The sequence below is a fragment of the Prosthecomicrobium pneumaticum genome, from assembly GCF_014199915.1.
In the GTDB taxonomy this organism is placed as follows: domain Bacteria; phylum Pseudomonadota; class Alphaproteobacteria; order Rhizobiales; family Kaistiaceae; genus Prosthecomicrobium; species Prosthecomicrobium pneumaticum.
The window spans coordinates 147681-172574 of sequence record NZ_JACHOO010000001.1 but is presented as its reverse complement, the minus strand read 5'-3'; the positions used below and the strand labels follow the sequence as shown (position 1 = coordinate 172574).

Annotated in this window: 20 protein-coding genes and 1 tRNA gene; 7 read left to right on the top strand and 14 right to left on the bottom strand. The window is 69.1% G+C overall.

Annotated features, from left to right (window positions below):
- Positions 1-22: 22 nt before the first annotated feature.
- From mfd to GGQ63_RS00785, 7 genes are all read right to left on the bottom strand, one after another.
- Positions 23-3526, bottom strand: a complete 3504-nt coding sequence (gene mfd, locus GGQ63_RS00815; protein WP_183851699.1) for a transcription-repair coupling factor — start codon at positions 3524-3526, stop codon at positions 23-25.
- Complete coding sequence (locus GGQ63_RS00810; RefSeq protein ID WP_183851698.1) at positions 3523-3813, bottom strand: FAD assembly factor SdhE; 291 nt, start codon at positions 3811-3813, stop codon at positions 3523-3525. The genes mfd and GGQ63_RS00810 overlap by 4 nt, the downstream gene beginning before the upstream one ends.
- A gap of 307 nt (positions 3814-4120) precedes the next feature.
- Complete coding sequence (gene clpX / locus GGQ63_RS00805; protein WP_183851697.1) at positions 4121-5389, bottom strand: ATP-dependent Clp protease ATP-binding subunit ClpX; 1269 nt, start codon at positions 5387-5389, stop codon at positions 4121-4123.
- A 261-nt stretch (positions 5390-5650) separates the two neighbouring features.
- On the bottom strand, positions 5651-6289 hold the full coding sequence (locus GGQ63_RS00800) for an ATP-dependent Clp protease proteolytic subunit (protein ID WP_183851696.1): 639 nt from the start codon (positions 6287-6289) through the stop codon (positions 5651-5653).
- A gap of 190 nt (positions 6290-6479) precedes the next feature.
- Positions 6480-7832 (bottom strand): trigger factor, encoded by a 1353-nt coding sequence (tig, locus tag GGQ63_RS00795; RefSeq protein ID WP_183851695.1) that lies wholly within the window; start codon positions 7830-7832, stop codon positions 6480-6482.
- Positions 7833-7882: 50 nt separating this feature from the next.
- Positions 7883-7967 (bottom strand) — tRNA-Leu (locus GGQ63_RS00790).
- A gap of 60 nt (positions 7968-8027) precedes the next feature.
- On the bottom strand, positions 8028-9500 hold the full coding sequence (locus tag GGQ63_RS00785) for an NAD(P)H-hydrate dehydratase (protein WP_183851694.1): 1473 nt from the start codon (positions 9498-9500) through the stop codon (positions 8028-8030).
- Positions 9501-9785: 285 nt separating this feature from the next.
- Here GGQ63_RS00785 and GGQ63_RS00780 point away from each other — a divergent pair, with 285 nt between their 5' ends.
- Both GGQ63_RS00780 and glnA read left to right on the top strand, forming a co-directional pair.
- Positions 9786-10124, top strand: coding sequence for a P-II family nitrogen regulator (locus GGQ63_RS00780; RefSeq protein ID WP_183851693.1), 339 nt, complete (start codon positions 9786-9788; stop codon positions 10122-10124).
- A gap of 114 nt (positions 10125-10238) precedes the next feature.
- On the top strand, positions 10239-11648 hold the full coding sequence (glnA, locus tag GGQ63_RS00775) for a type I glutamate--ammonia ligase (RefSeq protein ID WP_183851692.1): 1410 nt from the start codon (positions 10239-10241) through the stop codon (positions 11646-11648).
- A 75-nt stretch (positions 11649-11723) separates the two neighbouring features.
- On the opposite strand, the gene GGQ63_RS00770 is transcribed toward glnA, so the two are convergent.
- Positions 11724-12296 carry a pyridoxamine 5'-phosphate oxidase family protein gene (locus tag GGQ63_RS00770; RefSeq protein WP_183851691.1) on the bottom strand — a complete coding sequence of 191 codons (573 nt, stop codon included), beginning with the start codon at positions 12294-12296 and terminating at the stop codon, positions 11724-11726.
- Between the two features lie 138 nt (positions 12297-12434).
- Here GGQ63_RS00770 and GGQ63_RS00765 point away from each other — a divergent pair, with 138 nt between their 5' ends.
- Entirely contained in the window at positions 12435-12827 is a 393-nt protein-coding gene (locus GGQ63_RS00765; RefSeq protein WP_183851690.1) for an acyl-CoA thioesterase, read from the top strand.
- Between the two features lie 59 nt (positions 12828-12886).
- On the opposite strand, the gene GGQ63_RS00760 is transcribed toward GGQ63_RS00765, so the two are convergent.
- A complete protein-coding gene (locus tag GGQ63_RS00760) occupies positions 12887-13960 on the bottom strand; it encodes an aldo/keto reductase (RefSeq protein ID WP_183851689.1) in 1074 nt (357 codons plus the stop codon).
- 137 nt (positions 13961-14097) lie between these two features.
- On the opposite strand from GGQ63_RS00760, the gene GGQ63_RS00755 reads away from it, so the two are divergent.
- The 3 genes from GGQ63_RS00755 to GGQ63_RS00745 all read left to right on the top strand — a co-directional run bounded on the left by GGQ63_RS00755 (position 14098) and on the right by GGQ63_RS00745 (position 19060).
- Complete coding sequence (locus tag GGQ63_RS00755) at positions 14098-15768, top strand: EAL domain-containing protein (RefSeq protein WP_246429583.1); 1671 nt, start codon at positions 14098-14100, stop codon at positions 15766-15768.
- A gap of 125 nt (positions 15769-15893) precedes the next feature.
- Positions 15894-17033 carry a hypothetical protein gene (locus tag GGQ63_RS00750; protein WP_183851687.1) on the top strand — a complete coding sequence of 380 codons (1140 nt, stop codon included), beginning with the start codon at positions 15894-15896 and terminating at the stop codon, positions 17031-17033.
- Positions 17034-17110: 77 nt separating this feature from the next.
- Positions 17111-19060: a hypothetical protein gene (locus tag GGQ63_RS00745; protein WP_183851686.1), complete on the top strand. Its 1950-nt coding sequence runs from the start codon at positions 17111-17113 to the stop codon at positions 19058-19060.
- Positions 19061-19167: 107 nt separating this feature from the next.
- On the opposite strand, the gene GGQ63_RS00740 is transcribed toward GGQ63_RS00745, so the two are convergent.
- On the bottom strand, positions 19168-19422 hold the full coding sequence (locus tag GGQ63_RS00740) for a hypothetical protein (RefSeq protein WP_183851685.1): 255 nt from the start codon (positions 19420-19422) through the stop codon (positions 19168-19170).
- Between the two features lie 261 nt (positions 19423-19683).
- Positions 19684-20406, bottom strand: a complete 723-nt coding sequence (locus GGQ63_RS00735; RefSeq protein WP_183851684.1) for a cytochrome c biogenesis CcdA family protein — start codon at positions 20404-20406, stop codon at positions 19684-19686.
- A 155-nt stretch (positions 20407-20561) separates the two neighbouring features.
- Here GGQ63_RS00735 and GGQ63_RS00730 point away from each other — a divergent pair, with 155 nt between their 5' ends.
- The gene (locus tag GGQ63_RS00730) at positions 20562-21482 is read left to right on the top strand and encodes a carbohydrate kinase family protein (RefSeq protein ID WP_183851683.1); all 921 of its coding nucleotides are present in this window, start codon (positions 20562-20564) and stop codon (positions 21480-21482) included.
- Between the two features lie 3 nt (positions 21483-21485).
- Here the strand turns inward: GGQ63_RS00730 and GGQ63_RS00725 are convergent, their stop codons facing one another.
- The 3 genes from GGQ63_RS00725 to GGQ63_RS00715 are packed head-to-tail and all read right to left on the bottom strand — an operon-like array spanning position 21486 to position 24714.
- Complete coding sequence (locus GGQ63_RS00725) at positions 21486-22691, bottom strand: ABC transporter permease (protein ID WP_183851682.1); 1206 nt, start codon at positions 22689-22691, stop codon at positions 21486-21488.
- On the bottom strand, positions 22691-23413 hold the full coding sequence (locus GGQ63_RS00720; RefSeq protein WP_183851681.1) for an ABC transporter ATP-binding protein: 723 nt from the start codon (positions 23411-23413) through the stop codon (positions 22691-22693). The genes GGQ63_RS00725 and GGQ63_RS00720 overlap by 1 nt, the downstream gene beginning before the upstream one ends.
- 11 nt (positions 23414-23424) lie before the next feature.
- The gene (locus tag GGQ63_RS00715) at positions 23425-24714 is read right to left on the bottom strand and encodes an efflux RND transporter periplasmic adaptor subunit (RefSeq protein WP_183851680.1); all 1290 of its coding nucleotides are present in this window, start codon (positions 24712-24714) and stop codon (positions 23425-23427) included.
- Between the last annotated feature and the right edge of the window lie 180 nt (positions 24715-24894).

Below are 24894 nucleotides of genomic sequence, written 5' to 3'. Positions count from 1 at the left end.
CGCGCCGGCGCGCGGGCGGCCCTCAGGCGGCCTTCTTGCCGCCCTCGGTCGCGAGGCGGGCGAGCTGCGTCATCACAACGGCCGTGCCCTTCAGCCGCTTCTCCGGCTCGTCCCAGTCGCGCATCAGCACGATCTTCTGGTCCGGCCGGATCTTCGCCAGCACGCCCTGTTCGCCGATATAGCGGACGAGGCCGGCAGGGTTCGCGAAGGTGTTGTTGCGCAGCGAGATGACGACGCCCTTCGGGCCGGCATCGACCTTCTCGACATTCGCCTTGCGGCAGAGCGCCTTGATGAAGACGATCTTCAGGAGATGTTCGACCTCTTCCGGCATCGGGCCGAAGCGGTCGACGAGCTCGGCGGCGAAGGCGTCGATCTCCTCGGTTTCCTCGAGATCGCCGAGCCGGCGGTAGAGCGCCATGCGCAGCGACAGGTCCGGCACATAGCTCTCCGGCAGCATGACCGGCGTTCCGACGGTGATCTGCGGCGACCAGCGGCCGTCCTCCGCCTCCTCCGCGCCGCCGCCCTGGCGGAGCGCCGCGACGGCCTCCTCGAGCATCTGCTGGTAGAGCTCGAAGCCGACCTCCTTGATGTGACCGGACTGCTCCTCGCCGAGCAGATTGCCGGCGCCGCGGATGTCGAGATCGTGGCTCGCCAGCTGGAAGCCGGCGCCGAGCGTGTCGAGCGACTGCAGCACCTTGAGCCGCCGGTCGGCGGTCGCATTGAGCTTGCGGTCGGCCGGCACGGTGAAGAGCGCATAGGCGCGCGTCTTCGAACGGCCGACCCGGCCGCGCAGCTGGTAGAGCTGGGCGAGGCCGAACATGTCGGCGCGGTGCACGATCAGCGTGTTGGCGGTTGGGATGTCGAGGCCGGATTCGACGATGGTGGTCGAGAGCAGCACGTCGTAGGCGCCGTCATAGAAGGCGTTCATGATGTCCTCGAGCTCGGTCGCCGGCATCTGGCCGTGCGCCACTGCGACCTTCACCTCCGGCACGAACTCGGCGAGGAACTTCCGCCGCTCGTCGAGATCGGCGACGCGCGGGCAGACATAGAAGCTCTGGCCGCCGCGATAGCGCTCGCGCAGCAGCGCCTCGCGCACCACGAGCGGATCGAAGGGCGAGATGAAGGTGCGGACCGCCAGCCGGTCGACCGGCGGCGTGGTGATCAGCGACAGTTCGCGCACGCCGGTCAGGGCGAGCTGCAGCGTGCGCGGGATCGGCGTCGCCGAGAGGGTCAGCACGTGCACATCGGCGCGCAGCTCCTTCAGGCGCTCCTTGTGCTTGACGCCGAAATGCTGCTCCTCGTCGATGATCAGCAGGCCGAGATCCTTGAACTCGATGCCCTTGCCGAGCAGGGCATGGGTGCCGACGACGATGTCGACCTGGCCCTCCTTGAGACCCTTCTTCGTCTCGGCGAGTTGCTTCGCCGAGACGAGCCGCGAGGCCTGCTCGACGCGCACGGGGAAACCGGCGAACCGGCTGGCGAAGGTCTTGAAGTGCTGCCGGGAGAGCAGCGTCGTCGGCACGACGACCGCCACCTGCTTGCCGTTCATGACCGCGAGGAAGGCGGCCCGCAGCGCCACCTCGGTCTTGCCGAAGCCGACATCGCCGCAGATCAGCCGGTCCATCGGCTTGCCGGAGCCGAGATCCTCGGCGACCGCCTCGATCGCGCCGAGCTGGTCCTCGGTCTCCTCATAGGGGAAGCGCGCCGCGAACTCGTCCCACAGGCCTTCCGGCGGCGTCATCGCCGCGGCGTGGCGCATGGCGCGGGCGGCGGCGACCTTGATCAGCGCGTCCGCCATGTCGCGGATGCGCTTCTTGAGCTTGGCCTTGCGCGCCTGCCAGGCGGGGCCGCCGAGCTTGTCGAGCTGCGCCTCCATGTCCTCGGAGCCGTAGCGCGACAGGAGCTCGATGTTCTCGACCGGCAGATAGAGCCGGTCATTGCCGGCATAGACGATCTCGAGACAGTCGTGCGGCGCGCCGGCCGCCTCGACCGTCTTCAGGCCGACGAAACGGCCGATGCCGTGGTCGATATGGACGACGAGATCGCCCTCGGAGAGGCCGGTCGCCTCGGTGAGGAAATCGGCGCCCTTGCGGCTCTTCTTGCGCGGCCGCACGAGCCGGTCGCCGAGAATGTCCTGCTCGCCGAGCACGACGAGATCCGGCGTCTCGAAGCCCGCTTCGAGGCCGAGCACGGCGAGGCCGACCATGCCTTTGTCGAGGGCCACCATGGCGCCCCAGTCGGCGACCTTCTGCGCCCGCTTCAGGCCGTGATCGACGAGCACCTGGGTGAGCCGGTCGCGCGCGCCGTCCGACCACGCGGCGATGAGCACGCGCTTCTTCTCGCGCAGCCCCGCGAGATGGCCGATCACCGCGTCGAAGACGTTGACGTCGCCGGCTGCACGCTCGGCCGCGAAGACGCGGCCGCGGCGGCCGCCGAGGTCGAGCGCCTTGCTCTCGTCGGGCTCGGCGAAAGGCGAGATGCGGATGAGCGGCGCCGCCGCCTCGCGCGTGCGCCATTCGTCCCGCGACAGATAGAGCCGGTCGGGCGGCAGGGGCCGGTAGATCGTGCCGCCCTGGTTCTCGCCGAGCGCGTTCTTCCTCGCCTCGTAATGGTCGGCGATCTCGTCGAGACGCTCGGCGAGCGCCTCCTCGACGAGATGGTCGAGCACGACGGGTGCGGCGGGCGCATAGTCGAACAGCGTGTCGAGCCCGTCCGAGAACAAGGGCAGCCAGTGTTCGAGGCCGACATAGCGCCGGCCCTCGCTCACCGCGTGATAGAGCAGGTCGTCGCGCGGTGCGGCGCCGAACAGGCCGACATAGCCCTCCCGGAAGCGGCTGATCGTTTCGGGGACGAGCACGACCTCGCTGGTCGGCACCAGATCGAGCCGGCGGCGCTGGCCGGTCGAGCGCTGGCTCTCGACGTCGAAGGCGCGGATCGATTCGACCGTGTCGCCGAAATAGTCGATCCGGACCGGCTCGCCGGCGCCGGCGGCGAACAGATCGACGATGCCGCCGCGCACCGCATATTCGCCCGCCTCGCGCACCGTCGAGGTGCGCATGAAGCCGTTGTCCTCGAGCCAGCGGACGAGCCTGTCCATCGGATACTGGTTGCCGGCGGCGATCGACAGGCTCTGCCGGGCGAGGAGGTCCCGCCGCGGCACGCGCTGCATCGCGGCGTTGACGGTCGTCAGCACGACGAGGGCGCGGCTGCTCTTGCCCGCCGGCTGGGCGAGCAGCGCCAGCGTCGCCATCCGCCGGGCGACCACCGCGGCGTTCGGCGACACCCGGTCATAGGGCATGCAGTCCCAGGCGGGGAAGGCGACCACCTCGGTCGCCGGCGAGAAGAAGCGGAGCGCCGCCTCGAGATCGGCCATCCGGCTGGCATCGCGCGCGACGACGAGCAGTCGCGCGTGCCCCTTCTTCGCGGCGAGCTGGGCGAGATCGGCGATCACCTTGCCGTCGAAACCCTCCGGCACGCCAGAAAGCGTCGTCGCCGGACGGCCGAGCACAGTCTCGAAACGGATCATGAGGTCGCGCGGAGCTGGTGGAAGGCGAGGACGCGGCGGAACAGCGCCGTGTCGAAATCGGCGGGCGCGGCTTCGGTTCCGACCAGCCATTTGTAGAGCCGGTCGTCGGGCGCCTCCATCAGCGCCTCGAAACCGTCGAGCTCGGCCTCGGAGAGATCGGCGACATGAGCGTCGGCGAAGCGGCCGAGCAGGAGGTCCGTCTCGCGCATGCCGCGATGCCAGGACCGGAACAGGATCCGTCGCCTGCGAAGGTCGAGGCCTTCGCTCGACCGCTCCGTTCCGCTCATCGTCTCGTCCTCGTCGGGGAATGGGAGCGGGATATAGCGCTCCCGAAGGGGGATGTCAGCCATCGGCACCGGGCGGACGGGCCGTTTCTTCGTCGATGCGGCTTCGTCATCCGTCATCCTCGCGAAGGCGGGGATCCGTCACGCCGAACCGGCCTCCGTGGCATGGATTCCCGCCTCCGCGGCAATGACGGGGAGCGCGTCTTGCCGGGCCGGCCTCCGCCGGGAATGACGGAGGGTGACGGCGCCTCCAAAACGAAGCGGCGGGCCGAGGCCCGCCGTTCCGGTCGTTTCGTCGCTGCCGACGCGATCAGGCGCCGGCGCCGACCGCCTCGTCCTGGCGCTCGGCATAGATGTAGAGCGGGCGTGCCTTGCCCTCGACCACCTCGCCGGAGATCACGACTTCCTGCACGCCGTCGAGGCCGGGCAGGTCGAACATGGTCTCGAGCAGGATCGCCTCCATGATCGAACGCAGGCCGCGCGCGCCGGTCTTGCGTTCGATCGCCTTCTTGGCGATCGCGGTGAGCGCGTCCGGATGGAAGGTCAGATCGACATTCTCCATCTCGAACAGGCGCTGATACTGCTTGACGAGCGCGTTCTTCGGCTCGGTCAGGATCGAGATCAGCGCGCCCTCGTCGAGGTCCTCGAGGGTAGCGAGCACCGGCAGACGGCCGACGAATTCCGGGATCAGGCCGAACTTCAGCAGATCCTCGGGCTCCACCTGGCGGAACAGTTCGCCGGTGCGGCGGTCCTCGGGACCCGCGACATTGGCGCCGAAGCCGATCGACGTCGACCGGCCGCGGTCCGAGATGATCTTCTCGAGCCCGGCGAAGGCGCCGCCGCAGATGAAGAGGATGTTCGCGGTGTCGACCTGCAGGAATTCCTGCTGCGGGTGCTTGCGGCCGCCCTGCGGCGGCACGGAGGCGACGGTGCCCTCCATGATCTTCAGGAGCGCCTGCTGCACGCCCTCGCCCGACACGTCGCGGGTGATCGAGGGATTGTCGGACTTGCGGCTGATCTTGTCGATCTCGTCGATATAGACGATGCCGCGCTGCGCCCGCTCGACATTGTAGTCCGCCGCCTGGAGCAGCTTGAGGATGATGTTCTCGACATCCTCGCCGACATAGCCGGCCTCGGTCAGCGTCGTCGCGTCCGCCATGGTGAAGGGCACGTCGAGGATGCGGGCGAGCGTCTGCGCGAGCAGCGTCTTGCCGCAGCCGGTCGGGCCGATCAGCAGGATGTTCGACTTGGCGAGCTCCACGTCGTTGTTCTTGGCGGCGTGGTTGAGGCGCTTGTAGTGGTTGTGCACCGCCACCGACAGCACGCGCTTGGCGTGGCGCTGGCCGATGACATAGTCGTCCAGCACCGCGCAGATCTCGGTAGGCGTCGGCACGCCGTCGCGCGACTTCACCAGCGAGGACTTCGATTCCTCGCGGATGATGTCCATGCAGAGCTCGACGCATTCATCGCAGATGAAGACGGTCGGGCCGGCGATCAGCTTGCGCACCTCGTGCTGGCTCTTGCCGCAAAACGAGCAGTAGAGCGTGTTCTTGGTGTCGCCGCTGCTGACTTTGCTCATCCAATTACCTCGCTGCCGATCGGATGCGATATCCGGACGGCTTGTCCTGGGGCTCCGGTCGGGCTCGTCGACCGGCGGCCCGCTCGCCGGGCCGTCTCGCCTCGTCCGACGGACGCGATCGGACCCTGCGATCCAAACACGCCATCCGGCCCGTGTTCAAGAGATACTTAATCGCGCAAACAGTTGCGGACCAGTCCGCAACCGGCTGTTCGTCGACGGAACGGGGCCGAAGTTCCGTCTGTGTGGCCGCGATGCGGCGGCTCAGTCCTTCTTGGTGGCGGTCTCGAGCGCCTCGCGGGTGGTGAGCACTGCGTCGATCAGTCCGAACTCGACCGCCTTGTCCGCCACCATGAAATTGTCGCGCTCGAGGGCGTTCTCGATCGTCTCGTAATCCTGGCCGGTGTGCTGGACATAGATCTCGTTCAGCCGCCGCTTCAGGCTCTCGACCTCGCGGGCGTGGATGAGGATGTCCGTCACCTGGCCCTGATAGCCGCCCGAGGGCTGATGCACCATGACGCGGGCGTTGGGGAGCGCGAAGCGCATGCCCTTCTGGCCGGCGGTCAGCAGAAGCGAGCCCATCGAGGCGGCCTGGCCGATGCACAGCGTCGACACCGCCGGCTTGATGAACTGCATCGTGTCGTAGATCGCGAGGCCCGACGACACCACGCCGCCCGGCGAGTTGATGTACATCGCGATCTCCTTCTTCGGGTTCTCCGCCTCGAGGAACAGGAGCTGCGCGGTGATCAGCGTCGCCATGTAGTCCTCGACCGGACCGGTGACGAAGATCACGCGCTCTTTGAGGAGTCGCGAATAGATATCGAAAGCCCGTTCGCCGCGATTGGTCTGCTCGACGACCATCGGCACGAGCGTGTTCATGTAGAGGTCGACTGGATCCTTCATGATCGTCCTTCGGCGTCGCCAAAAACTCCGCAGGCCCGGGCGACCTCACTCGGAAGCAACCGATTCCGGGCCTGCGCCGGCCATACATAGGGTAGCGGACCGGCGGACGGAAGAGCCGACGGATCCCGGAACGGAAGCGGGGCGGCCCGACCGGACCGCCCCGTCAAATTCCGCCGTGCGATCGGGCCGCTCAGGCGGCCTTCTCGTCCTCGTCCTCGGCGAGCAGCTCGTCCTTCGACACCGTCTTGTCGGTGACGTCGGCGAGCTCGAGCAGATAGTCGACGACCTTCTCTTCGAAGATCGGCGCGCGCAGGCTGGCGAGGGCGTCCGGATTGTTCTTGTAGAACTCGTAGACCTGCTGCTCCTGGCCGGGGAACTGGCGGATCCGGTCGACGAGGGCGCGCTGCACCTCCTCGTCGGTGACCTGGACCTTCGCCTGCTCGCCGATCTCGGAGAGCACGAGGCCGAGGCGGACACGCCGCTCGGCGATCTTGCGGTAGTCGGCCTTCGCCGTCTCCTCGGTGGTGTTCTCGTCCTCGAAGCTGCGGCCGGAGCGCTGCATGTCCTGCTCGACCTGGCCCCAGATGTTGTTGAACTCCTGCTCGACCATGGTCGGCGGCAGTTCGAACTGGTGCTTCTCGTCGAGCGCGTCGAGCAGCTGGCGCTTCACCTTCTGGCGCGTCGCGGCGCCGAACTGCGAGACGAGCTGGTCGCGCAGCGCCTCTTTCAGCTTGTCGAGCGATTCGATGCCGAAGCGCTTGGCGAATTCCTCGTCGATCTCGGCATCCTTGGGCGAGGCGACTTCCTTCACCGTGACGTCGAAGGTGGCGGCCTTGCCGGCGAGATTGGCGGCGCCGTAATTCTCGGGGAAGGTCACCGAGAGCACACGCTCCTCGCCCGCCGTCGCACCGAGCAGCTGCTCCTCGAAGCCGGGGATGAAGCGGCCGGAGCCGATGACGACGAAGGCGTTCTCGTCCGCGCCGCCCTCGAAGGGCTCGCCGTCGATCTTGCCGAGATAGGAGATGGTCAGCCGGTCGCCGTCTTCCGCCGCGCCCTCCTTCGCCTCATAGGGGCGGGAGTCCTTGGCGAGCTGCTGCAGCCGCTCGTCGACTTCGGCCTCGGTCACGTCGACGATCGGCCGCTCGATCTTGATGCCGCGGAAATCGCCGAGGGCGAATTTCGGCAGCACCTCGTAACTCATCGTGTAGGCGAGATCCTTCTTGCCGGTCAGGATCTCGTTCGCCTCGCCCTCGTCCTCGGGCAGGTCGAAACTCGGCTGGAGGGCGGCGCGCTCGCCACGCTCCTCGAGCGTCTTGCGGGCGTTCTCGTTCAGCAGTTCCTGGACGATCTCGGCCATCGTCGCCTTGCCGTAGAGACGGCGCAGATGCGCGACGGGCACCTTGCCGGGACGGAAGCCGTTCAGGCGCACACGGCCCTTCAGATCTTCCAGACGGGCCGAGAGCCGGCTGTCGAGCTCGCTCGCCGGAACGACGATCTCGAGTTTGCGCTTCAGGCCCTCGGTGAGGGTCTCGGTCACCTGCATGGTCGTCTTGTCCGTTTCTCGTATTCGCCTGCCGAAGGAGCGTCCCGGTCTGGTGCGGGCGGAGGGACTTGAACCCCCACGACTTTCGCCACTGGAACCTAAATCCAGCGCGTCTACCAGTTCCGCCACGCCCGCCGACGCCGCCCGGCGGGGCAGGAGTCAAGGCCGCGCTCTATAACACCCGCGCGCGCAGGGTCAATCAAAAAGCCCGCTCAGCACCCGCGGGAGCGCTTCCGGCAGGTCTTCGGCGATCAAACCGATGCCAGCGGCCCTCCCCGCCTCGCCGTGCAGCCACACGCCGGCGGCCGCCGCCTCGAAGGCAGCGAGCCGGCGGGCGAGCAATCCGCCGACCAGACCGGCGAGCACGTCGCCCGATCCGGCGGTGGCGAGATCGGCCGGCGCATTGTCGGCGATCGCGGCGCGGCCGTCGGGCGCGGCGATCACCGTGTCGGGTCCCTTGAGCACGAGGACGGCGCCCGAACGGGCGGCGGCGGCGCGGGCGCGCTCGAGCTTGCCGGGTGCGTCGGCGAGATCGGGAAACAGCCGGGCGAACTCGCCGTCGTGCGGCGTCAGCACGACCGGCGCCTCCCGCCGGCGGATCGCGTCTAAGAGCCGCTGCGGCGTGGCGGCGAAGCTCGTCAGCCCGTCGGCGTCGATCACCACGGCGGCCGGGGCGGCGAGCGCGGCCTCGACGAGTGCCGCCGTCCCCTCCCCGACGCCGAGCGCCGGGCCGAGCACCACCGCATTGAGCCGGGCATCGGCGAGCAGGTCGGCGAGGCCGCCCGCGCCCTCCATCCGGCGCAGCATGATCGCCGTCAGATGCGCCGCATTGACGGCGAGCGCGTCGGGCGGCGAGGCGACGGTGACGAGGCCGGCGCCGGCGCGCAGCGCCGCACGGGCGGCGAGCCGGGCCGCCCCGGTGCGGGTCATCGGGCCGGAGACGACGACGGCATGGCCGCGGTCATATTTGTGGCCGGTGCGCGACGGCCGCGCGAGCGCGGCGCGCCACAGTTCCGGCCGGTCGAGCGTGGCGCGCGGCGCGATCGCGGCGAGGACGCGTTCGGGGATGCCGATGTCGGCGAGCCGGACGCGGCCGCAGAGAAACCGGCCGGGCGCGAGCACATGGCCGGGCTTCATGCGGAAGAAGGTCACCGTCTCCTCCGCCTCGACGGCGGTGCCGAGCACCGCCCCGGTGGCGCCCGAAACGCCGCTCGGCAGGTCGACGGCGATCACCTCGGCGGAGGCCGCATTGATCCGGTCGACGAGCGCCGCCGCCGCGCCTTCGAGCGGCCGGTCGAGCCCGGCGCCGAACAGCGCGTCGACGATCACCCCGGCACCGGCGAGATCGAGCGCCTCGGGCGCGAGCACAGCCCCGCGCCACAGCGCCGCAGCCTCCGCCGCATCGCCTTTCAGCCGCTCGGCGGCGCCGAGCAGCGCGAGCGTCACCGGATAGCCGCGCTCGGCGAGGATGCGCGCCGCGACGAAGCCATCGCCGCCATTGTTGCCCGGGCCGCAGACGACCGCGACGCGGGTGCCGAGCGGCCGGCGCGCCACCACGTCGGCGACGGCCCGCCCGGCGCGGTCCATCAGCCGGCGGCCCGGCGTGCCGGCGGCGATCGCCAGCCGATCGGCCTCGGCCATCTCGGTCGGCGTGAGCAGCTCGATCATCACGTCCCCGTCTGTGGCCGCGGCGGTCTCTGCCGGGAGTTTCGCCAGCCGGTGGCCGCTTGCAACACACATCGGGCAGGCGATCTGCACCAAGAATGTGCACTTGCCCATTGCCTAAGCGGCCTCGACCCGGTTTCATCCCCACAGACCCGGCCGAACGGCATGAAAGAGCCCAATATTCCGGCGATGGCGCGTGGTGCGCCGGGTGGCACGGAGCCTGCAAGCAGGGGCTAGGACCGGCCCGGCGAGAGCCGGACGAAGCAAGCAGTCGGAGATGCGGAGGCGATGAAGAAGATCGAAGCGATCATCAAGCCGTTCAAGCTCGATGAAGTGAAGGAAGCGCTGCAGGAAGTCGGCCTCCAGGGCATCACGGTGACCGAGGCCAAGGGCTTCGGACGGCAGAAGGGCCACACCGAGCTCTATCGCGGTGCGGAATACGTCGTCGATTTCCTGCCGAAGGTGAAGGTCGAGATCGTGCTCGCCGACGAGATGGTCGAGCGCGCGGTGGATGCGATCCGCAAGGCCGCCCAGACCGGCCGGATCGGCGACGGCAAGATTTTCGTCTCGAACATCGAGGAAGCGGTGCGCATCCGGACCGGAGAAAGCGGTCTGGACGCCATCTGACGCCTCGCCTAAGCATGCTGCCGGCATCCGGCCGGCGCCTCCCTTCTCCCCCTCCCGGTCTCCGGCCAGCCTCCGATCCGGAATCGGTTTCGAACAACGCCAACGAGGGCAAACATGACAACCGCCAAGGACGTCCTTTCGCTGATCAAGGAAAAGGACGTGAAGTATGTCGATTTCCGCTTCACGGATCCGCGCGGCAAGTGGCAGCACGTCACGTTCGACATCACCATGATCGACGAGGAGATCTTCGCCGAGGGGACGATGTTCGACGGCTCGTCGATCGCCGGCTGGAAGGCGATCAACGAGTCGGACATGCTGCTGATGCCGGACCCGTCGACCGCGACGATCGACCCGTTCTTCGCGCAGACCACGCTCTCGATCGTCTGCGACGTGCTCGAGCCGATCAGCGGCGAAGCCTATGACCGCGATCCGCGCAGCATCGCCAAAAAGGCCGAAGCCTATCTGAAGCAGACCGGCATCGGCGACACCGCCTTCTTCGGCCCCGAGGCCGAGTTCTTCGTGTTCGACGACGTCAAGTTCGCCGCGACCCCGTACAACACCGGCTTCAAGCTGAACGACATCGAGCTGCCGATCAATTCGGACGCCGATATCGAGGGCGGCAATCTCGGCCACCGCGTCCGCATCAAGGGCGGCTACTTCCCGGTTCCGCCGATCGACTCGCTGCAGGACATGCGCGGCGACATGCTCGCCGCGATGGCCTCGATGGGTGTCGTCGTCGAGAAGCACCACCACGAGGTCGCTTCCGCCCAGCACGAGCTCGGCATGAAGTTCGGCACGCTGGTGACGATGGCCGACCACCTGCAGATCTACAAATATGCGATCCACAACGTCGCCAATTCCTACGGCAAGACGGCGACCTTCATGCCGAAGCCGATCTATGGCGACAACGGCTCGGGCATGCACGTCCACCAGTCGATCTGGAAGGACGGCAAGCCGGTCTTCGCCGGCAAGGAGTATGCGGATCTCTCCGAGATCTGCCTCTACTATATCGGCGGCATCATCAAGCACGCCAAGGCGCTCAACGCCTTCACCAACCCGCTGACGAACTCCTACAAGCGTCTCGTCCCGGGCTATGAGGCGCCGGTGCTGCTCGCCTATTCGGCGCGCAACCGCTCGGCCTCCTGCCGTATCCCCTTCGCGACCTCGCCGAAGGCGAAGCGCGTCGAGGTCCGCTTCCCCGATCCGGGCGCGAACCCCTACCTCGCCTTCTCGGCGATGCTGATGGCCGGTCTCGACGGCATCCAGAACAAGATCCATCCCGGCCCGGCGATGGACAAGAACCTCTACGACCTGCCCCCGAAGGAGCTGAAGAAGATCCCGACGGTGTGCGGTTCGCTGCGCGAGGCGCTCTCCTCGCTCGAGAAGGACCACCAGTTCCTGCTCGCCGGCGGCGTCTTCACCAAGCCGATGATCGACGCCTATATCGAGCTGAAGATGGAAGAGGTCATCCGCTTCGAGCACACCCCGCATCCGGTCGAATACGACATGTACTACTCGGTCTGACCGAGGGTCGGATCGACGATCGAACGAGCGGGGCGCCTTCGGGCGCCCCGTTTCGTTTCGGCCCGCCGCCGCGGCTCAGCCGGCGGCCGCCTCGTCGGCCTCGACGAGGAAGGTCGGCAGGCCGTCCATGCTGACGCTGTTCTTCTCGCGCCGATAGGCGACGATGCCCTCCTCCCCCTTCGACGCGGCCCAGCGCGGCAGCGAGGGCCGCTCGCCCTCATAGTCGTAGAGCGGGACGCCGAAGCCGCAGGAGGTCTGCACGAGGTCGAAATCGATGCGCACCATCTGGCGCGCGCCGACCGGCTCCACGTCGCCGAACAGCGTCTCGAGCAGGTCGCGATACTCCGCACCGCCACGCGGCAGGATACGCCCGCGGCCATAGAGCCGCAGGATCAGCGGCGGCCCGTCGAAGGCGCAGAACATGATGGTGAGTCGGCCGTCGGCGGCGAGATGGGCGGCGGTCTCGTTGCCGCTGCCGGTGTGGTCGAGATAGACGGCCGCATGGTCGTCGATCAGCCGGAACGCATCGAGCCCTTTCGGCGACACGTTGACGCGCGTGCCCTGCGCGGCCGAGCCCACGAAGAAGATGTGCTGCCGCTCGATGAACGACCGATGGGTCGCTTCGATCTTCGGAAACTGCTTGGCCATGGCTGGATCCCCTCTCGGTGCCGGGCCGCCAGCCTAGCACCGGATGGGGACGGTCGCACCGGGCCGCGGCTCTCCGGTTGCGCCCGGCGCGCGGACGGGCGACAAAGGCGAACCCTCGCATCCGCTTGGAAATGCTCGATGTCCCCAGCCGAGACGCTGCAGCCGACCACCACGCCGGTGATCCGCACGATCGCCATGCCGCGCGACGCCAATCACCAGGGCGACATTTTCGGCGGCTGGCTGATGTCGCAGATGGATCTCGGCGCCAGCACCCTCGCGCTCGAGCGGGCGCGCGGGCGCGTCGTTACCGCGGCGGTGGAGGGGATGAGCTTCATCTCGCCGGTCTATGTCGGCGACGAGGTGACGATCTACGGCTCGATCCTGTCGACCGGCCGGACCTCGATGCGGATCTTCGTCGAGGCCTGGCGGCGCCGGCGCGACCGGAACGAGGCGGCGAAGGTCACCGAGGCGACCTTCACCTTCGTGGCGCTCGGCGAGGACCGCCGACCGCGTCCGCTGCCGCCGGAATGAGCGCCGCCGCCCTCATGCCCCGATCGACGGCGCCGCCGCACGGGCGGCGCCCGCCCGCCTCAGCGCGGGCCGCGGCGGCCGAGATAGGGCCGATGCAGCGCCAGATCGGCCGGGCCGAGCCGGTCGGTCGCCGTCCAGGACTGGTGCCAGTAGGGATAGAGGAGCGGCAGTTCGCTCACCGCGTCGAGCCGGGCGGTCTCCTCCCCGGTGAGCTTCAGCTCCGCCGCCGCGAGCGTGTCGGCGAATTGCTCCCGGGTCCGCCCGCCGACGATCGCCGAGGTGACGCCGGGCCGGGCGAGCAGCCAGGCGAGCGACACCTGGGCGGCGGAGACGCCGCGCGCCTCGGCGATCTCGACGAGGACGTCGACGATCTTCCACAGCGCCTCCTCGTCGCGCACCGGCGGTTCCTGCCAGCCGTTGAAGCGGCGCGAGCCTTCCGGATCGCCCTGGCCGCGGCGGTATTTGCCGGTCAGGAGACCGCCGGCGAGCGGGCTCCAGATCAGGATGCCGAGGCCCTGGTCGAGCGAGATCGGCACGAGCTCGTATTCCGCCTCGCGCGCCTGCAGCGTGTAGTGGATCTGCTGCGCGACGAAGGGGATGCCGCCGGCGGAACGGGCCGTCTCCATCGCCTTCATGATGTGCCAGCCGGAATAGTTCGAGCAGCCGATGTAGCGGACCTTGCCGTGCCGCACGAGGGTGTCGAGCGCCTCCATCGTCTCCTCGAGCGGGGTCAGCGCGTCCCACTGATGGACCTGATAGAGGTCGATCACGTCGGTGCGCAGCCGCTTCAGGCTCGCCTCGCAGGCGCGGATGAGATGCCAGCGCGACAGGCCGCGGTCGTTCGGCCCCTCGCCCATCGGGAAGCGCGCCTTGGTGGCGATCAGCACCTTGTCGCGGCGGCCGTTCTCCGCGAGCACCTCGCCGAGGATCTCCTCGCAGCGACCGCCGGAATAGGCGTTCGCCGTGTCGAGCAGGTTGACGCCGGCATCGATGCACTGGTCGATCTGGCGCCGCGCCTCGTCGGCGTCGTTCTGGCCGACCTTGGCGAAGGCGCCGCCGCCGCCGAAGGTCATGGTGCCCATCGACAGGACGGAGACTTTGAGGCCGGAGCGGCCGAGCAGCCGGTATTCCATGCGAGGTTCCTCCTTCTTCGCGCCGGGACCATAGCCCCCGCCGCGGCGGGGCGGAAGCGCAGAGCCGGCCGGCCCACCCGGAAAGGTGGCGCCCGGAATGGCGCGTTCCGCCTGCTCGACGGGGGGTGTGGCTGGTGATGCTCCGTCGTCGAAGGCTGGCGATCGGCCTGATCGGCCTTCTCTGCGCCGCGACGCCGCTCATCGGCGTCTACCTGCTCGGGCTCTGGCACATCCGCACCGAAGGGCACGAGATCGCCGAGATGGTCGCGCAACGGGCGATTCGCCGCGCCGAGCGCATCATCGGCCGCAGCGTCGTCACGCTGACCGAGCTCGAGCTGCTCGGGGTCAAGGGCTGCAGCCTGCGCGAACTCGACATGATGCGGCGTTCGGTCTACGCGAATTTCGCGGTCAAGGAGGTCGCGGTGACCGGCGCGGACGGCACGACGCTGTGCAATCATACCGGCGACGTGGCGGCGATCCGGCCGGCCTCGGCGCCGGCGGACAGCGCCGACGGGGCGATCCGGCTGCGCACCGTGCTGTTTCCGGACACCGACAGCCCCGGCCTGATGCTGTCGCTCCGGTTGGCGAGCGGCCGGGCGCTCGACGCGGTGATCCCGGGCGAGGTGATCGCCACCGACATCGTGCCGATGGCGCTGCGCGGCGGGGCCTATGGTGCGCTGGTCCTGAACGACGGCTCGGTGATCGGCGCGATGCCGGCCGGCACGAGGCTCACGCCGGCGGCCTTCGCCGACCAGGAGCCGTTCACCGGCCGAGCGGCGTCGGACCAGTTTCCGATCAGCTTCACCTTCCGTGTCCCGACCGCGCTGATCTGGGAGGAGACGCGGCCGCTGCGGGAGTGGGCCGGTCTCGGCGGCGCGCTCGCGAGCGCCATCATCGCCTGCGGCTTCGCCCTCATCGCGCGGCGGGGTCCGAGCGAGAGCAATCTGATCCGCGCCGGCATCGAGCGCGGCGAGTTCGTGCCCCACTATCAGCCGGTCGTCGACATCCAGCGCGGCCGCCTCGTCGGCTGTGAGGTGCTGATCCGCTGGCGGCGCGCCGACGGCACGGTGTCGATGCCCGGCGCCTTCATCGCCCATGCCGAGGCGACCGGCCTCGCCCTGCCGATGACGCTCGGCCTGATGCGCAAGGTGCGCGACGAACTCGAGGCGGCCTATGCGGCACGGCCCGAGCTGAAGCTCTCGATCAACCTCTTCGACGATCATTTCGAGGATTTGCAGATCGTCGAGGATGTCGAGACGATCTTCGGCCGCTCGCGCATCCGCTTCGATCAGCTCGTTTTCGAGGTGACCGAGCGGCAGCCGCTCGCCGATCTCGAACGGGCGCGGCTGGTCATCCAGCGGCTGCAGGACCTCGGCGCGCGCGTCGCGCTCGACGACGCCGGCACCGGCCATGGCGGGCTCGCCTATCTGCAGGAGCTCGGCATGGACGTCGTGAAGATCGACAAGCTGTTCATCGACACGATCGGCACCGACCGGATTTCCGCGCCGGTGGTCGACTCGCTGATCAAGCTGGCGCACGATCTCGGCATGGAGGTGATCGCCGAGGGCGTCGAGCGGATCGACCAGCTGCAATATCTGCGGATGCGCGACGTGGAGGCGGCGCAGGGCCATCTGTTCGCGCCCGCCCTGCCCGGCGCCACGTTCCTCGAACTCGTCCGGGCGACGGCCGAAGCCGGAACGGTGGCCGAGGATACCGACGGCGCGGCGATGGATCCGCTCGCCGCCTTCCGCATTGGCGGTGAGGAGGGGCTCGGCAGGCGGGCCTCGCAAGGGCGCACGCCTTCGTGACGCGGATCACAGCGGCGCCGCCCTCGCCTTGCCCAGTTCTACCGTCACGTTCAAGATGTAACCAGTTTGTGGCACCCGAGCCGGCCCGGCGGGCGGGGTCCCATTCGTCTCACCTGGAGGACTTCATGAACGCCCTTCCCACCGGTCACGCGCTGCGCGGCCTGCTGCTGGCGTCGTCGCTGCTGATCGCGCCGTCGGCCTTCGCCGCGGACGCGACGAAGATCGCCAACGATCTCGTCGCCGCCGTCGAGGCGCGGGGCCATCAGAAGGCGAGCTTCGAATCGGCCAGCGCCGAAGGCGACGACGTGGTGATCAGCAATTTCAAGATCACGGGGGGCCGCGACAACACGATCACCATGCCGAAGCTCGTCGTGACGGCGCCGCAGGACCGGCAGCCGGGCGGCTTCACGGCCGCGCGGATCACCGCCGATGGCGGCAATGGCGGCGACAAGGACACGGTGATCGCGTGGAAGACCGCGGCGATGGAGAACGCGGTCGTTCCCTCGCCGGCCGAGATCACTGCGGAAGCGAAGCTGACGCCCTTCGAGAGCCTCAGCGTGACCGAGGTCTCCGTCGCCGAGGGCGGCCGGCCGCCGGTGACGATCGCCGAGATCGCCGCGACGATGACGGCGACCGCCGAGGGCGCGATCGCGGGCGGCACGCTGTATGTCGGCGACATCGTCGTGCCGAAGGAGGTCATCGCCGCCGACGAGGGCACGGGCGAGCAGCTCGCCGAGCTCGGCTATACCGACGGCCTGACGCTCAATGTCGACCTCGCGGGCAGCTATGACGACGCCAGCCAGTCGCTGACCTTGTCGAGCTTCAGCTTCGAAGGCGCGGAGATGGGCAAGGTCGCCTTCTCCGGCAGCTTCGGCGGCCTGCCGCGCGCGAATCTCCAGGATCCGAAGAAGGCCGACGAGCTGGCCGCGACGGTCACCATCAAGGACTTCACCCTGCGCTTCGACAATGCCGGCCTCGTCGAGCGGGTGCTCGACATGCAGGGCAAGGCGATGGGCGTGACGGGTGCGCAGTTCGCCGAGCAGATCGCCGGCGGCCTGCCGTTGATGCTCAACTTCATCGGCAATCCGGCCTTCCAGGAAAAGGTCGCAACCGCGGCGAGCACCTTCCTCAAGGCGCCGAAATCGCTCACAATCACCGCGTCGCCGGCGGCGCCGGTGCCGGTGCTCCAGGTTGTGGGCGCCGCGCAGGCCGCGCCGCAGACGATCCCCGACATCCTGTCGGTCGGGATCGACGCCAACAAGTGAGAGTGCGCCCGGGCGGGCCCTGTCTCCCGCCCGGCCCTTCCCGATGAAAGCCGGTCGCGGCACGAGGAGTTCGCCCGATGCGCAAGCTGCGCCTGATCCGAGCGGCGGCGATCGCCGTCGTCTTCACGGCCGGTCCCGCGGCGGCCGCCGAGCCGGTCGAGACGGCGATCGATTCGTGGATCGCCACGATCGATGCCTCGCCGAACTGGACGGCGAGCCGGAGCGCCCTGACCGTCGATCCGGCGCAGCGTACGGCGACCGTCACGGGCCTGCGGATCGCCACCGAGATCGCGAAAGCCCCCGTCGTGATCAGCTTCGCGAAGGTGACGGTGTTCGGCTATGAGGAGCAGCCGGACGGCGCCTTCTCGGCGCAGCAGATCACCGCGGACGGCGGGCGGATCGACACCGGCGGCGTGTTCGACGTCGACCTCGACGACGTCACCATCGACCGGCTCGCCGTTCCGAGTTTCGCCGACTACCGGTTCGATCCGCAGCGGGTCGCCACCTCGGTCGTCAAGGCTTTCGCCATCGCCTCCCGGACCCGGGCCGACCTCATCCGGATCGCCCGCGTCGACGTCGAAAACTCGATCGAGGGCGAACGCTCCCGGTCCTCCTACGGCACCTATGAACTGCGGGGGCTCGCCGACGGCAAGATCAATACGGTGACGGTCGGCCCGATCGTCTCGGACATGCCCTCGCCCGAGGGCATCATCAAGATGCGCGCCGACCGGATCGAGGGCAGCGGCTACGATCTCGACGCAATCGTCCATCTGCTCGACCCGGACCGCTATGCCGGCGGGGTCGGTGACATGCAGTGGCGCATCGTCGTCGGACACGAGGCCATCCGCAACCTCGTCTACGAGTTTCCCGGCGGCTCCGCCCGGATCGGCCTGATCGCCGGGGAAGCGGAGCGGGTGCGTCAGCCGCCACGCAGCTTCACCGGGCTCTTCGACGCCCTCATCAACCGCCAGGACGCCTCGCCGGAGGAAATCGGGAAGGAGTTCCTGCCCATCCTGCCGGACCTCGCCAAGACCTACAGCGTCGGGATGATCCGGATGGGCGACCTCGACGTCGTGGCGCCCGAGATCGACCGCTTCCATCTCGGAGCAATCCGCTTCTCGGAGCTTTCGGCGGAGGGTCTTGGGGAATTCGCCCTCGAGGATTTCGACCTCTCCGTGCCGGGCGAGGTCGATCTCGGCCTCGATCGTTTCGCCTTCGGCGACGTCCGGTTCCCCGAGATCGAAGCCGTGATCCGCGCCGCCGAGGCTCAGGCGAGCGGCGTGCCCGCGGACCCGACGCCGCTGATCCCGACGCTCGGCTTCGCCGAGGTGCTCGGGTTCGATTTCAAGCGCGGCGCCGAGGCGGGCAAGCTCGACAGCCTGCGGCTCGATCTCGGCGACTATATCGGCCCGATCCCGACGAAGATCGGCTATGCCATGCGCGGGCTCGATATCCCGGCCTCGCTGATCAAGGACCCGAAGGCGCAGGAGATGCTGGCCGGGCTCGGCTACGACCGGGTCGCGGGGGATTCGAGCTTCCGGCTCGGCTGGCGGGAGGCCGACCAGAGCGTCACGCTCGACGGGTTCGACCTCACCCTCGAGGATATCGGCCGGATCACCGCCAGCGCGACGCTGCGCGGGCTCACCCGCGCGGCGATCGAGCGCCCGCAGAGCCTCGAGGCGGCTCTACCGTCGCTGCTTTTCGAGAGCGGCCGGTTGACGATCGAGGACCGCTCCGTGGTCGGCCGCGCGCTCGCCATGCAGGCGAAGAAGATGAACGTCTCGCCCGACACCTTCCGGAACCAGATCGTCGGCGCGGTGCCGCTCGCGCTCATGGTGCTGCGCAACCCGACCTTCCAGGGCAAGCTCGCGCCGGCCCTGCAGGCCTTCCTGAAGGCGCCCGGGACGATCGCTTTTGCAGCTGCGCCCGTCTCGCCGGTGCCGATCACGGCGATCGAGGCGGCGGCGAAATCGGCGCCGCAGACGCTGCCCGACCTCCTCGGCATCCAGGTCGAGACGAGGCCGTGAACCGTCGACAGCAGCGCCCGCCCGGAACAGGGGCGGACCCCCGACCATGAAAAAAGGCCCCGCATTGCGGGGCCTTTCTTCCTTCGGGCAGGCCGAGGACGGGCGGATTACTGGGAGCCGGAGCCCGAGCCATCCGTGCCACCGGTACCCGGGGCATCCGTGCCGGTCGCCGAGTTGTTGTCGTTCGCGTTGCTCTGCACGCAGCTGGTGGTGCCGTCCGCATTCGGGACGATCGTGCCCGTCGTGCCCGGAGCGCATTCGGTATTGGCGCCCGCCGGCGGGTTCGACTGGGCAAAGGCCGGAACCGATCCGGCGACCAGAAGGGCGGCGAGGGCAGAGACTTTCAGAAGTTCGGTCTTCATGATCTTCCTCCTTTGGGACCGACCTGTTGGACGATCGACGAAAGAACCGGCGAGAAGGACGATCGTTCCCTCCGCGCTCTCCTTGAAGGCCTATTTTCTTTTCTTCTCACCGACGACGGAACCATTGCATGCGCGGGGGTTCGGTGCCTCGATCGGCGCTCCGAACATGACAATTCCGTCCGCCGTCGAGCGGACGGCCGGGATGACGAAGGGGAGTGACGGCGGTCCAACGCGGCCGGCGCGGTGCGGTTCGCCGGCGGGTCAGCCGATCGTCGCGAGGCCGGGGAAGGTCTCGAGCAGCCAGAACGACATCCGCGTCATCTGGCCGGTCAGGAAGAGCACGCCGGTCAGCACGAGGAACACGCCCATCGCCTTCTCGGCGACCGGGACGAAGCGGCGGAACCGCACGAAGGTCGCGACGAAGGCGCCGGCAAAGGCGGCGGCGATCAGGAAGGGCACGCCGAGGCCGAGCGAATAGAAGGCGAGCAGCGAGGCCCCCTGCCCGACCGTCTCCGTCGATCCCGCGACGGCGAGGATGGCGGCGAGCACCGGGCCGATGCAGGGGGTCCAGCCGAAGGCGAAGGCGAGGCCGAGCACATAGGCCCCGAAGAGGCTCGCCGGCCGGGTGGCGACGCGGAAGCGCATGTCGCGCTGCAGGAAGCCGATGCGGAACACGCCGAGGAAGCCGAGCCCGACGATGATGATGAAGACGCCGGCGAGAATCGCCAGCGTGCCCGAATACTGAGCCACCATCCGGCCGAGCACGGAGGCGGTGGCGCCGAGCGCGACGAAAACGGTGGTGAACCCGGCGACGAAGGCGAGCGAGGCGACGAGCACGGTGCGCCGCGAGGCGTTCGTCACCTCGTCGAGGCTGAGCCCGGTCACGTAGCAGAGATAGGGCGGCACCAGCGGCAGCACACAGGGGCTGACGAAGGAGAGCGCGCCCGCGCCGAGCGCGTGGAGGAAGGTGACGTCGGTCGTCATCGTCCCGCCTCTATAGCGCGGAACGCGACACGGCCCCAAGTCACGCTCCGGCGAGCGCATCTTTGCCGCAGGCCCGCCGGTCCGGCTGTGGCGCGCCCCTTGGCGGCGCGCGGCCGATCCGGTAGAGGGCTTGAGGTCACCGATGGGGATTGCGCATGATCGTCAGCTGCGGCGAGGCCTTGATCGACTTCCTGCCGGTGAAGGACACCGGCGGCAACGACGCCTACCGGCCGGTGGTCGGCGGCTCGCCCTACAATGTCGCGCTGACGATCGGCAGGCTCGGCGTGCCGGCCGGCTTTCTCGGCGGCGTGTCGACGGATTTCTTCGGCGACATGCTCGCCGCGGAACTCGAACGCAGCAAGGTCGCGCTCGATTATGTCGAGCGCAGCGGCCGGCCCTCGACCCTCGCCTTCGTCAGCCTCGCGCATGACGAGCCGGCCTACGCCTTCTTCGACGAGAATTCCGCCGAGCGGCTCGACGATCCGGCGACCCGGCCGCTCGGACCCGAGGTCGAGGCGCTGCATTTCGGCTCGATCTCGCTGATCCCGCCGCCGATCGGCGATCGTCTGGAGGCGCTGATGGCGGCCGAGCGCGGCCGACGGGTGATCTCCTACGATCCGAACGTCCGGCCGAGCCTGATCACCGACGGCGCCGCCTTCCGGGCGCGGGTCGAGCGGATGGCGGCGATGGCCGATATCGTCAAGATCTCCGGCGCCGATCTCGAATGGCTCTATCCCGGCGTGCCGGTCGCCGAGACCGCGGCGCGCTGGCGGGCGGCGGGCGCCGGCCTCGTCGTGGTGACGCGCGGCGGCAAGGGCGTCATCGCCTTCGCCGCCGACGGCTCGGTCGAGAGCCCGATCGTGCCCGTCACGGTCGCCGATACGGTGGGCGCCGGCGATTCCTTCACCGGCGGTCTGCTCGCCCGGCTGTCGGAACTCGGCCACCTCACGGTCGGCTCGGTGCGGGCGACGCCGCTCGCCGCGCTCCAGACGGCGCTCGACTTTGCGAACCGCGTCGCGGCGATCACCTGCTCGCGCCCCGGCGCCGACCCGCCCTGGCGACACGAGCTCGGCTGAGCCTCACTCGTGCCGGAGCGCCTCGATCGGATCGAGGCGCGCGGCGCTGCGGGCGGGGAAATAGCCGAACACCACGCCGACCAGCGCCGAGAAGCCGAAGGCGAGCGCGACGATCGGCACGCTGACGACGAACGGCACCGACATCGCGGTCACCGCGCCCCAGGCGAGCGCGAGGCCGAGCAGGATGCCGACCACGCCGCCGAAGATCGACAGCGCCACCGCCTCGACGAGGAACTGCGTCAGCACCTGACCCTCGAGCGCACCGATCGCCAGGCGGATGCCGATCTCGCGCGTCCGCTCGGTGACCGAGACGAGCATGATGTTCATGATGCCGATGCCGCCGACGAGCAGGCTGACGGCGGCGACCGCCCCGAGCAGCCCGGTCAGCAGCGTCGTCGTGCTCGCCATGGTCGCGACGATCTGCGCCATGTCGTTCACCGAGAAATCGTCCTCGCGGCCGGGCAGGATGCGCCGCCGCTCGCGCAACAGGCGCTCGAGCTCGCCCTGGACCTTGGTGGTCGAGACGTCGCTGCGGACCGCGACGGAGATCGCGCTGATGCCGGTGGAGCCCGTGATCCGCCGCTGCAGGGTGCGCAGCGGAATGAGGGCCATATCGTCCTGGTCCTGCCCCATGCCGCCCTCGCCCTTCCGCTCGAGGACACCGATGACCTCGCAGGAAAAGCTGCCGAGCCGCATCCGCTCGCCGACCGCGGAGGCGGAGCCGAACAGCTTCTCCCTGACGGTGTCGCCGACGATGCAGACGGCAGCCCCGCTGCGCTCCTCGCTCGGCAGAAAGCCGCGGCCGGAAGCCACGATGCGGTTCTGTGCCACCAGATAGTCGCTGGTCGAACCGACCACGGTGGTGGAACGGCTGGCGCCGCCATAGATCACGGTCGCCGTGCTCTGCGAGACCGGCGCGACGGCGGAGACCCCCGCCACCTGGCTGCGCATGGCGTCGACGTCGCGCCAGGTGAAGGACTTCGCCTCGTTGCTCGCCCGACCGGGGCCGAACTGGCCGGGCCGGACGAACAGGACATTGGTGCCGAGCGCCGACAGCCGCTCCGTCACCTGCACGGTCGTGCCGTTGCCGATCGTCACCATGGCGATCACCGCCGCGACGCCGATGACGATGCCGAGCACCGTCAGGAAGGAGCGCAGCGGATTGCGCCGGATCGCGTGGAGGGCGAGCTTGAGGGTCTCGGTGAACATCAGGCGGCCACCTGCTCCTGGCGTTCGTCCGATTCGATCCGGCCGTCGACGAAGCGGACCACCCGCTTCGCATAGGCGGCGATGTCGGGCTCGTGCGTCACCATCACGACGGTGATGCCGCGGTCGCGGTTGAGTGCGCCGACGAGATCCATGATCTCGCGGCTGGTCCTGGTGTCGAGATTGCCGGTCGGCTCGTCGGCGAGCAGAACGGCCGGCTCGGTGACGATCGCGCGGGCGATCGCGACGCGCTGCTGCTGGCCGCCGGAGAGCTGCGAGGGCTGATGGTCGGCACGCCGCTCGAGCCCGACCTGGGCGAGCGCGGCGAGCGCCCGCTGCCGCCGCTCGCGCTGCGGCATGCCGCGATAGACGAGCGGCAGTTCGACATTCTCGACCGCCGAGGTGCGCGGCAGCAGGTTGAAGCCCTGGAACACGAAGCCGAGCATGTGGCGGCGCAGCAGCGTGTATTGCCGCCGGTCGAGGCCGGTGATCGGAATGCCGTCGAACAGGTAATCGCCCGAGGTCGGGGTATCGAGGCAGCCGATGATGTTCATGGCGGTCGACTTGCCCGAGCCGCTCGGCCCCATGATGGCGACGAATTCGTGCCGGTGGATCGCGAGGTCGACCCCGGCGAGCGCCCGCACCTCCGCCTCGCCCGAGCCATAGACCTTGGCGACGGCGCGGAACTCGATCAGGGGGGTATCGCCCTCGGCCGGCTCGGCCATCGGCCCTCTCCTCACTTCGTCCGGGTGACGGCGTCGGTGATCACGAGATCGCCTTCCGCCAGCCCGCCCGAGACGACGACGGTACGCTGGCCGTCCGTCGAGCCGATCTCGATCGGCACGGCGGTCGGCACGCCCTCCTTCAGCACCCAGACGGTCCGGCTCTTGCCGGTCGTGGCGACATTGGTCGTCGCCGCGCCCATCTGCGGCGGACGGAACAGGCCGCCGAACAGGCCGCCGCCGGACGAGCGGCTCGCCGTCTGCGGCGGGGCGTAGCGGAGCGCCGCATTGGCGATCAGCAGCGCGTTCTCGACCTTCTCGGCGACGATGTCGGCGGTCGCGGTCATGCCGGGCCGCAGGATCAGCTCGGAGTTGTCGACCTCGAGCAGCGCCTTGTAGGTGACCACATTGTCCGTCGTCTCCGACATGAAACGGATGTCGCGCACACTCGAGGGGAACACCCGGTCGGCATAGGCGTCGACGGTGAAGGTGGCGGCCTGCCCGGCCTTGACCGAGCCGACATCCGCCTCGTCGACATCCGCCTGCAATTCCATCCGCGTCAGGTCGCCGGCGATGGTGAAGAGCTCCGGCGCCTGGAAGGAGGCGGCGACCGTCTGGCCCGGATCGACATCGCGCGACAGCACGACGCCGTCGATCGGCGATACGATATCGGCGCGGGCGAGGTTGGTCTCGGCGGTCGAAAGCGCGGCCTTCGCCTTGTCGACATCGGCCTCGGCCGAAGCGACCGCGGCGGTCGCCAGTTCGTAATCGGCCTTGGCCGATTCGAGATCCTGCTGGGAGGAGAAATTGCGCGTCGCGAGAGCACTCGTCCGGTTGAAGACGGCTTCCTTCTGGTCGACGGTCGCCTTCGCCTGCGCGACGCTCGCCTCGGCGGCCCGCAAGGCCGCCCGGGCGCTGTCGACGGCGAGGGTGAGCGAGGTCTTGTCGATCTCGGCGAGCACGTCGCCCTTCTTCACCCGGCTGTTGTAGTCGACATTGACGAGACGGATCGTTCCGGACTGCTCGCTCGACACGGTGACCTCGTCGGTCGGCTGCAGCGAGCCCGTCGCCGAGACCGTCACCACCAGATCGCCCCGTGTGGCGGCGGCCGTCGTATAGCTCGTCTGCGTCGACGAACCCGACCAGTAGAGATAGCCGAGAACGGCCGCGACGAGCACGGCGGCGAGCCCGATCCAGCGCATGAGCCGCGCGGCGCGGCTCGGCCCGCTCGAAGCGAGCAGGTCGCGCAGCCTCTGCTGGTCGACGGAGGCCTCCTTCGCCGCTGTCTTCGACGGCTCTTGCATCTTCGGTGGTCCTGTTTCCGATCCGACCCCTTAACGCCGGGCCTGCGGCTTTCCTACGCGCCCGGGCGAAGAAAATCCTTGCGCCGCCTCAAAGGGCGCCCGCGCCCGCGTCGCGGCGGCATGCGGCGTCTTGCATCTTTTTCCGGCTGCCGCCACACATGATCGCGCTCGCGCCCCTCC

Bases quoted from the DNA above. Each gene is read 5' to 3' on its own strand.
- mfd (WP_183851699.1), bottom strand. From the start codon at position 3,526: ATGATCCGTTTCGAGACTGTGCTCGGCCGTCCGGCGACGACGCTTTCT.
- GGQ63_RS00810 (WP_183851698.1), bottom strand. From the start codon at position 3,813: ATGAGCGGAACGGAGCGGTCGAGCGAAGGCCTCGACCTTCGCAGGCGA.
- clpX (WP_183851697.1), bottom strand. From the start codon at position 5,389: ATGAGCAAAGTCAGCAGCGGCGACACCAAGAACACGCTCTACTGCTCG.
- GGQ63_RS00800 (WP_183851696.1), bottom strand. From the start codon at position 6,289: ATGAAGGATCCAGTCGACCTCTACATGAACACGCTCGTGCCGATGGTC.
- tig (WP_183851695.1), bottom strand. From the start codon at position 7,832: ATGCAGGTGACCGAGACCCTCACCGAGGGCCTGAAGCGCAAACTCGAG.
- GGQ63_RS00785 (WP_183851694.1), bottom strand. From the start codon at position 9,500: ATGATCGAGCTGCTCACGCCGACCGAGATGGCCGAGGCCGATCGGCTG.
- GGQ63_RS00780 (WP_183851693.1), top strand. From the start codon at position 9,786: ATGAAGAAGATCGAAGCGATCATCAAGCCGTTCAAGCTCGATGAAGTG.
- glnA (WP_183851692.1), top strand. From the start codon at position 10,239: ATGACAACCGCCAAGGACGTCCTTTCGCTGATCAAGGAAAAGGACGTG.
- GGQ63_RS00770 (WP_183851691.1), bottom strand. From the start codon at position 12,296: ATGGCCAAGCAGTTTCCGAAGATCGAAGCGACCCATCGGTCGTTCATC.
- GGQ63_RS00765 (WP_183851690.1), top strand. From the start codon at position 12,435: ATGTCCCCAGCCGAGACGCTGCAGCCGACCACCACGCCGGTGATCCGC.
- GGQ63_RS00760 (WP_183851689.1), bottom strand. From the start codon at position 13,960: ATGGAATACCGGCTGCTCGGCCGCTCCGGCCTCAAAGTCTCCGTCCTG.
- GGQ63_RS00755 (WP_246429583.1), top strand. From the start codon at position 14,098: ATGCTCCGTCGTCGAAGGCTGGCGATCGGCCTGATCGGCCTTCTCTGC.
- GGQ63_RS00750 (WP_183851687.1), top strand. From the start codon at position 15,894: ATGAACGCCCTTCCCACCGGTCACGCGCTGCGCGGCCTGCTGCTGGCG.
- GGQ63_RS00745 (WP_183851686.1), top strand. From the start codon at position 17,111: ATGCGCAAGCTGCGCCTGATCCGAGCGGCGGCGATCGCCGTCGTCTTC.
- GGQ63_RS00740 (WP_183851685.1), bottom strand. From the start codon at position 19,422: ATGAAGACCGAACTTCTGAAAGTCTCTGCCCTCGCCGCCCTTCTGGTC.
- GGQ63_RS00735 (WP_183851684.1), bottom strand. From the start codon at position 20,406: ATGACGACCGACGTCACCTTCCTCCACGCGCTCGGCGCGGGCGCGCTC.
- GGQ63_RS00730 (WP_183851683.1), top strand. From the start codon at position 20,562: ATGATCGTCAGCTGCGGCGAGGCCTTGATCGACTTCCTGCCGGTGAAG.
- GGQ63_RS00725 (WP_183851682.1), bottom strand. From the start codon at position 22,691: ATGTTCACCGAGACCCTCAAGCTCGCCCTCCACGCGATCCGGCGCAAT.
- GGQ63_RS00720 (WP_183851681.1), bottom strand. From the start codon at position 23,413: ATGGCCGAGCCGGCCGAGGGCGATACCCCCCTGATCGAGTTCCGCGCC.
- GGQ63_RS00715 (WP_183851680.1), bottom strand. From the start codon at position 24,714: ATGCAAGAGCCGTCGAAGACAGCGGCGAAGGAGGCCTCCGTCGACCAG.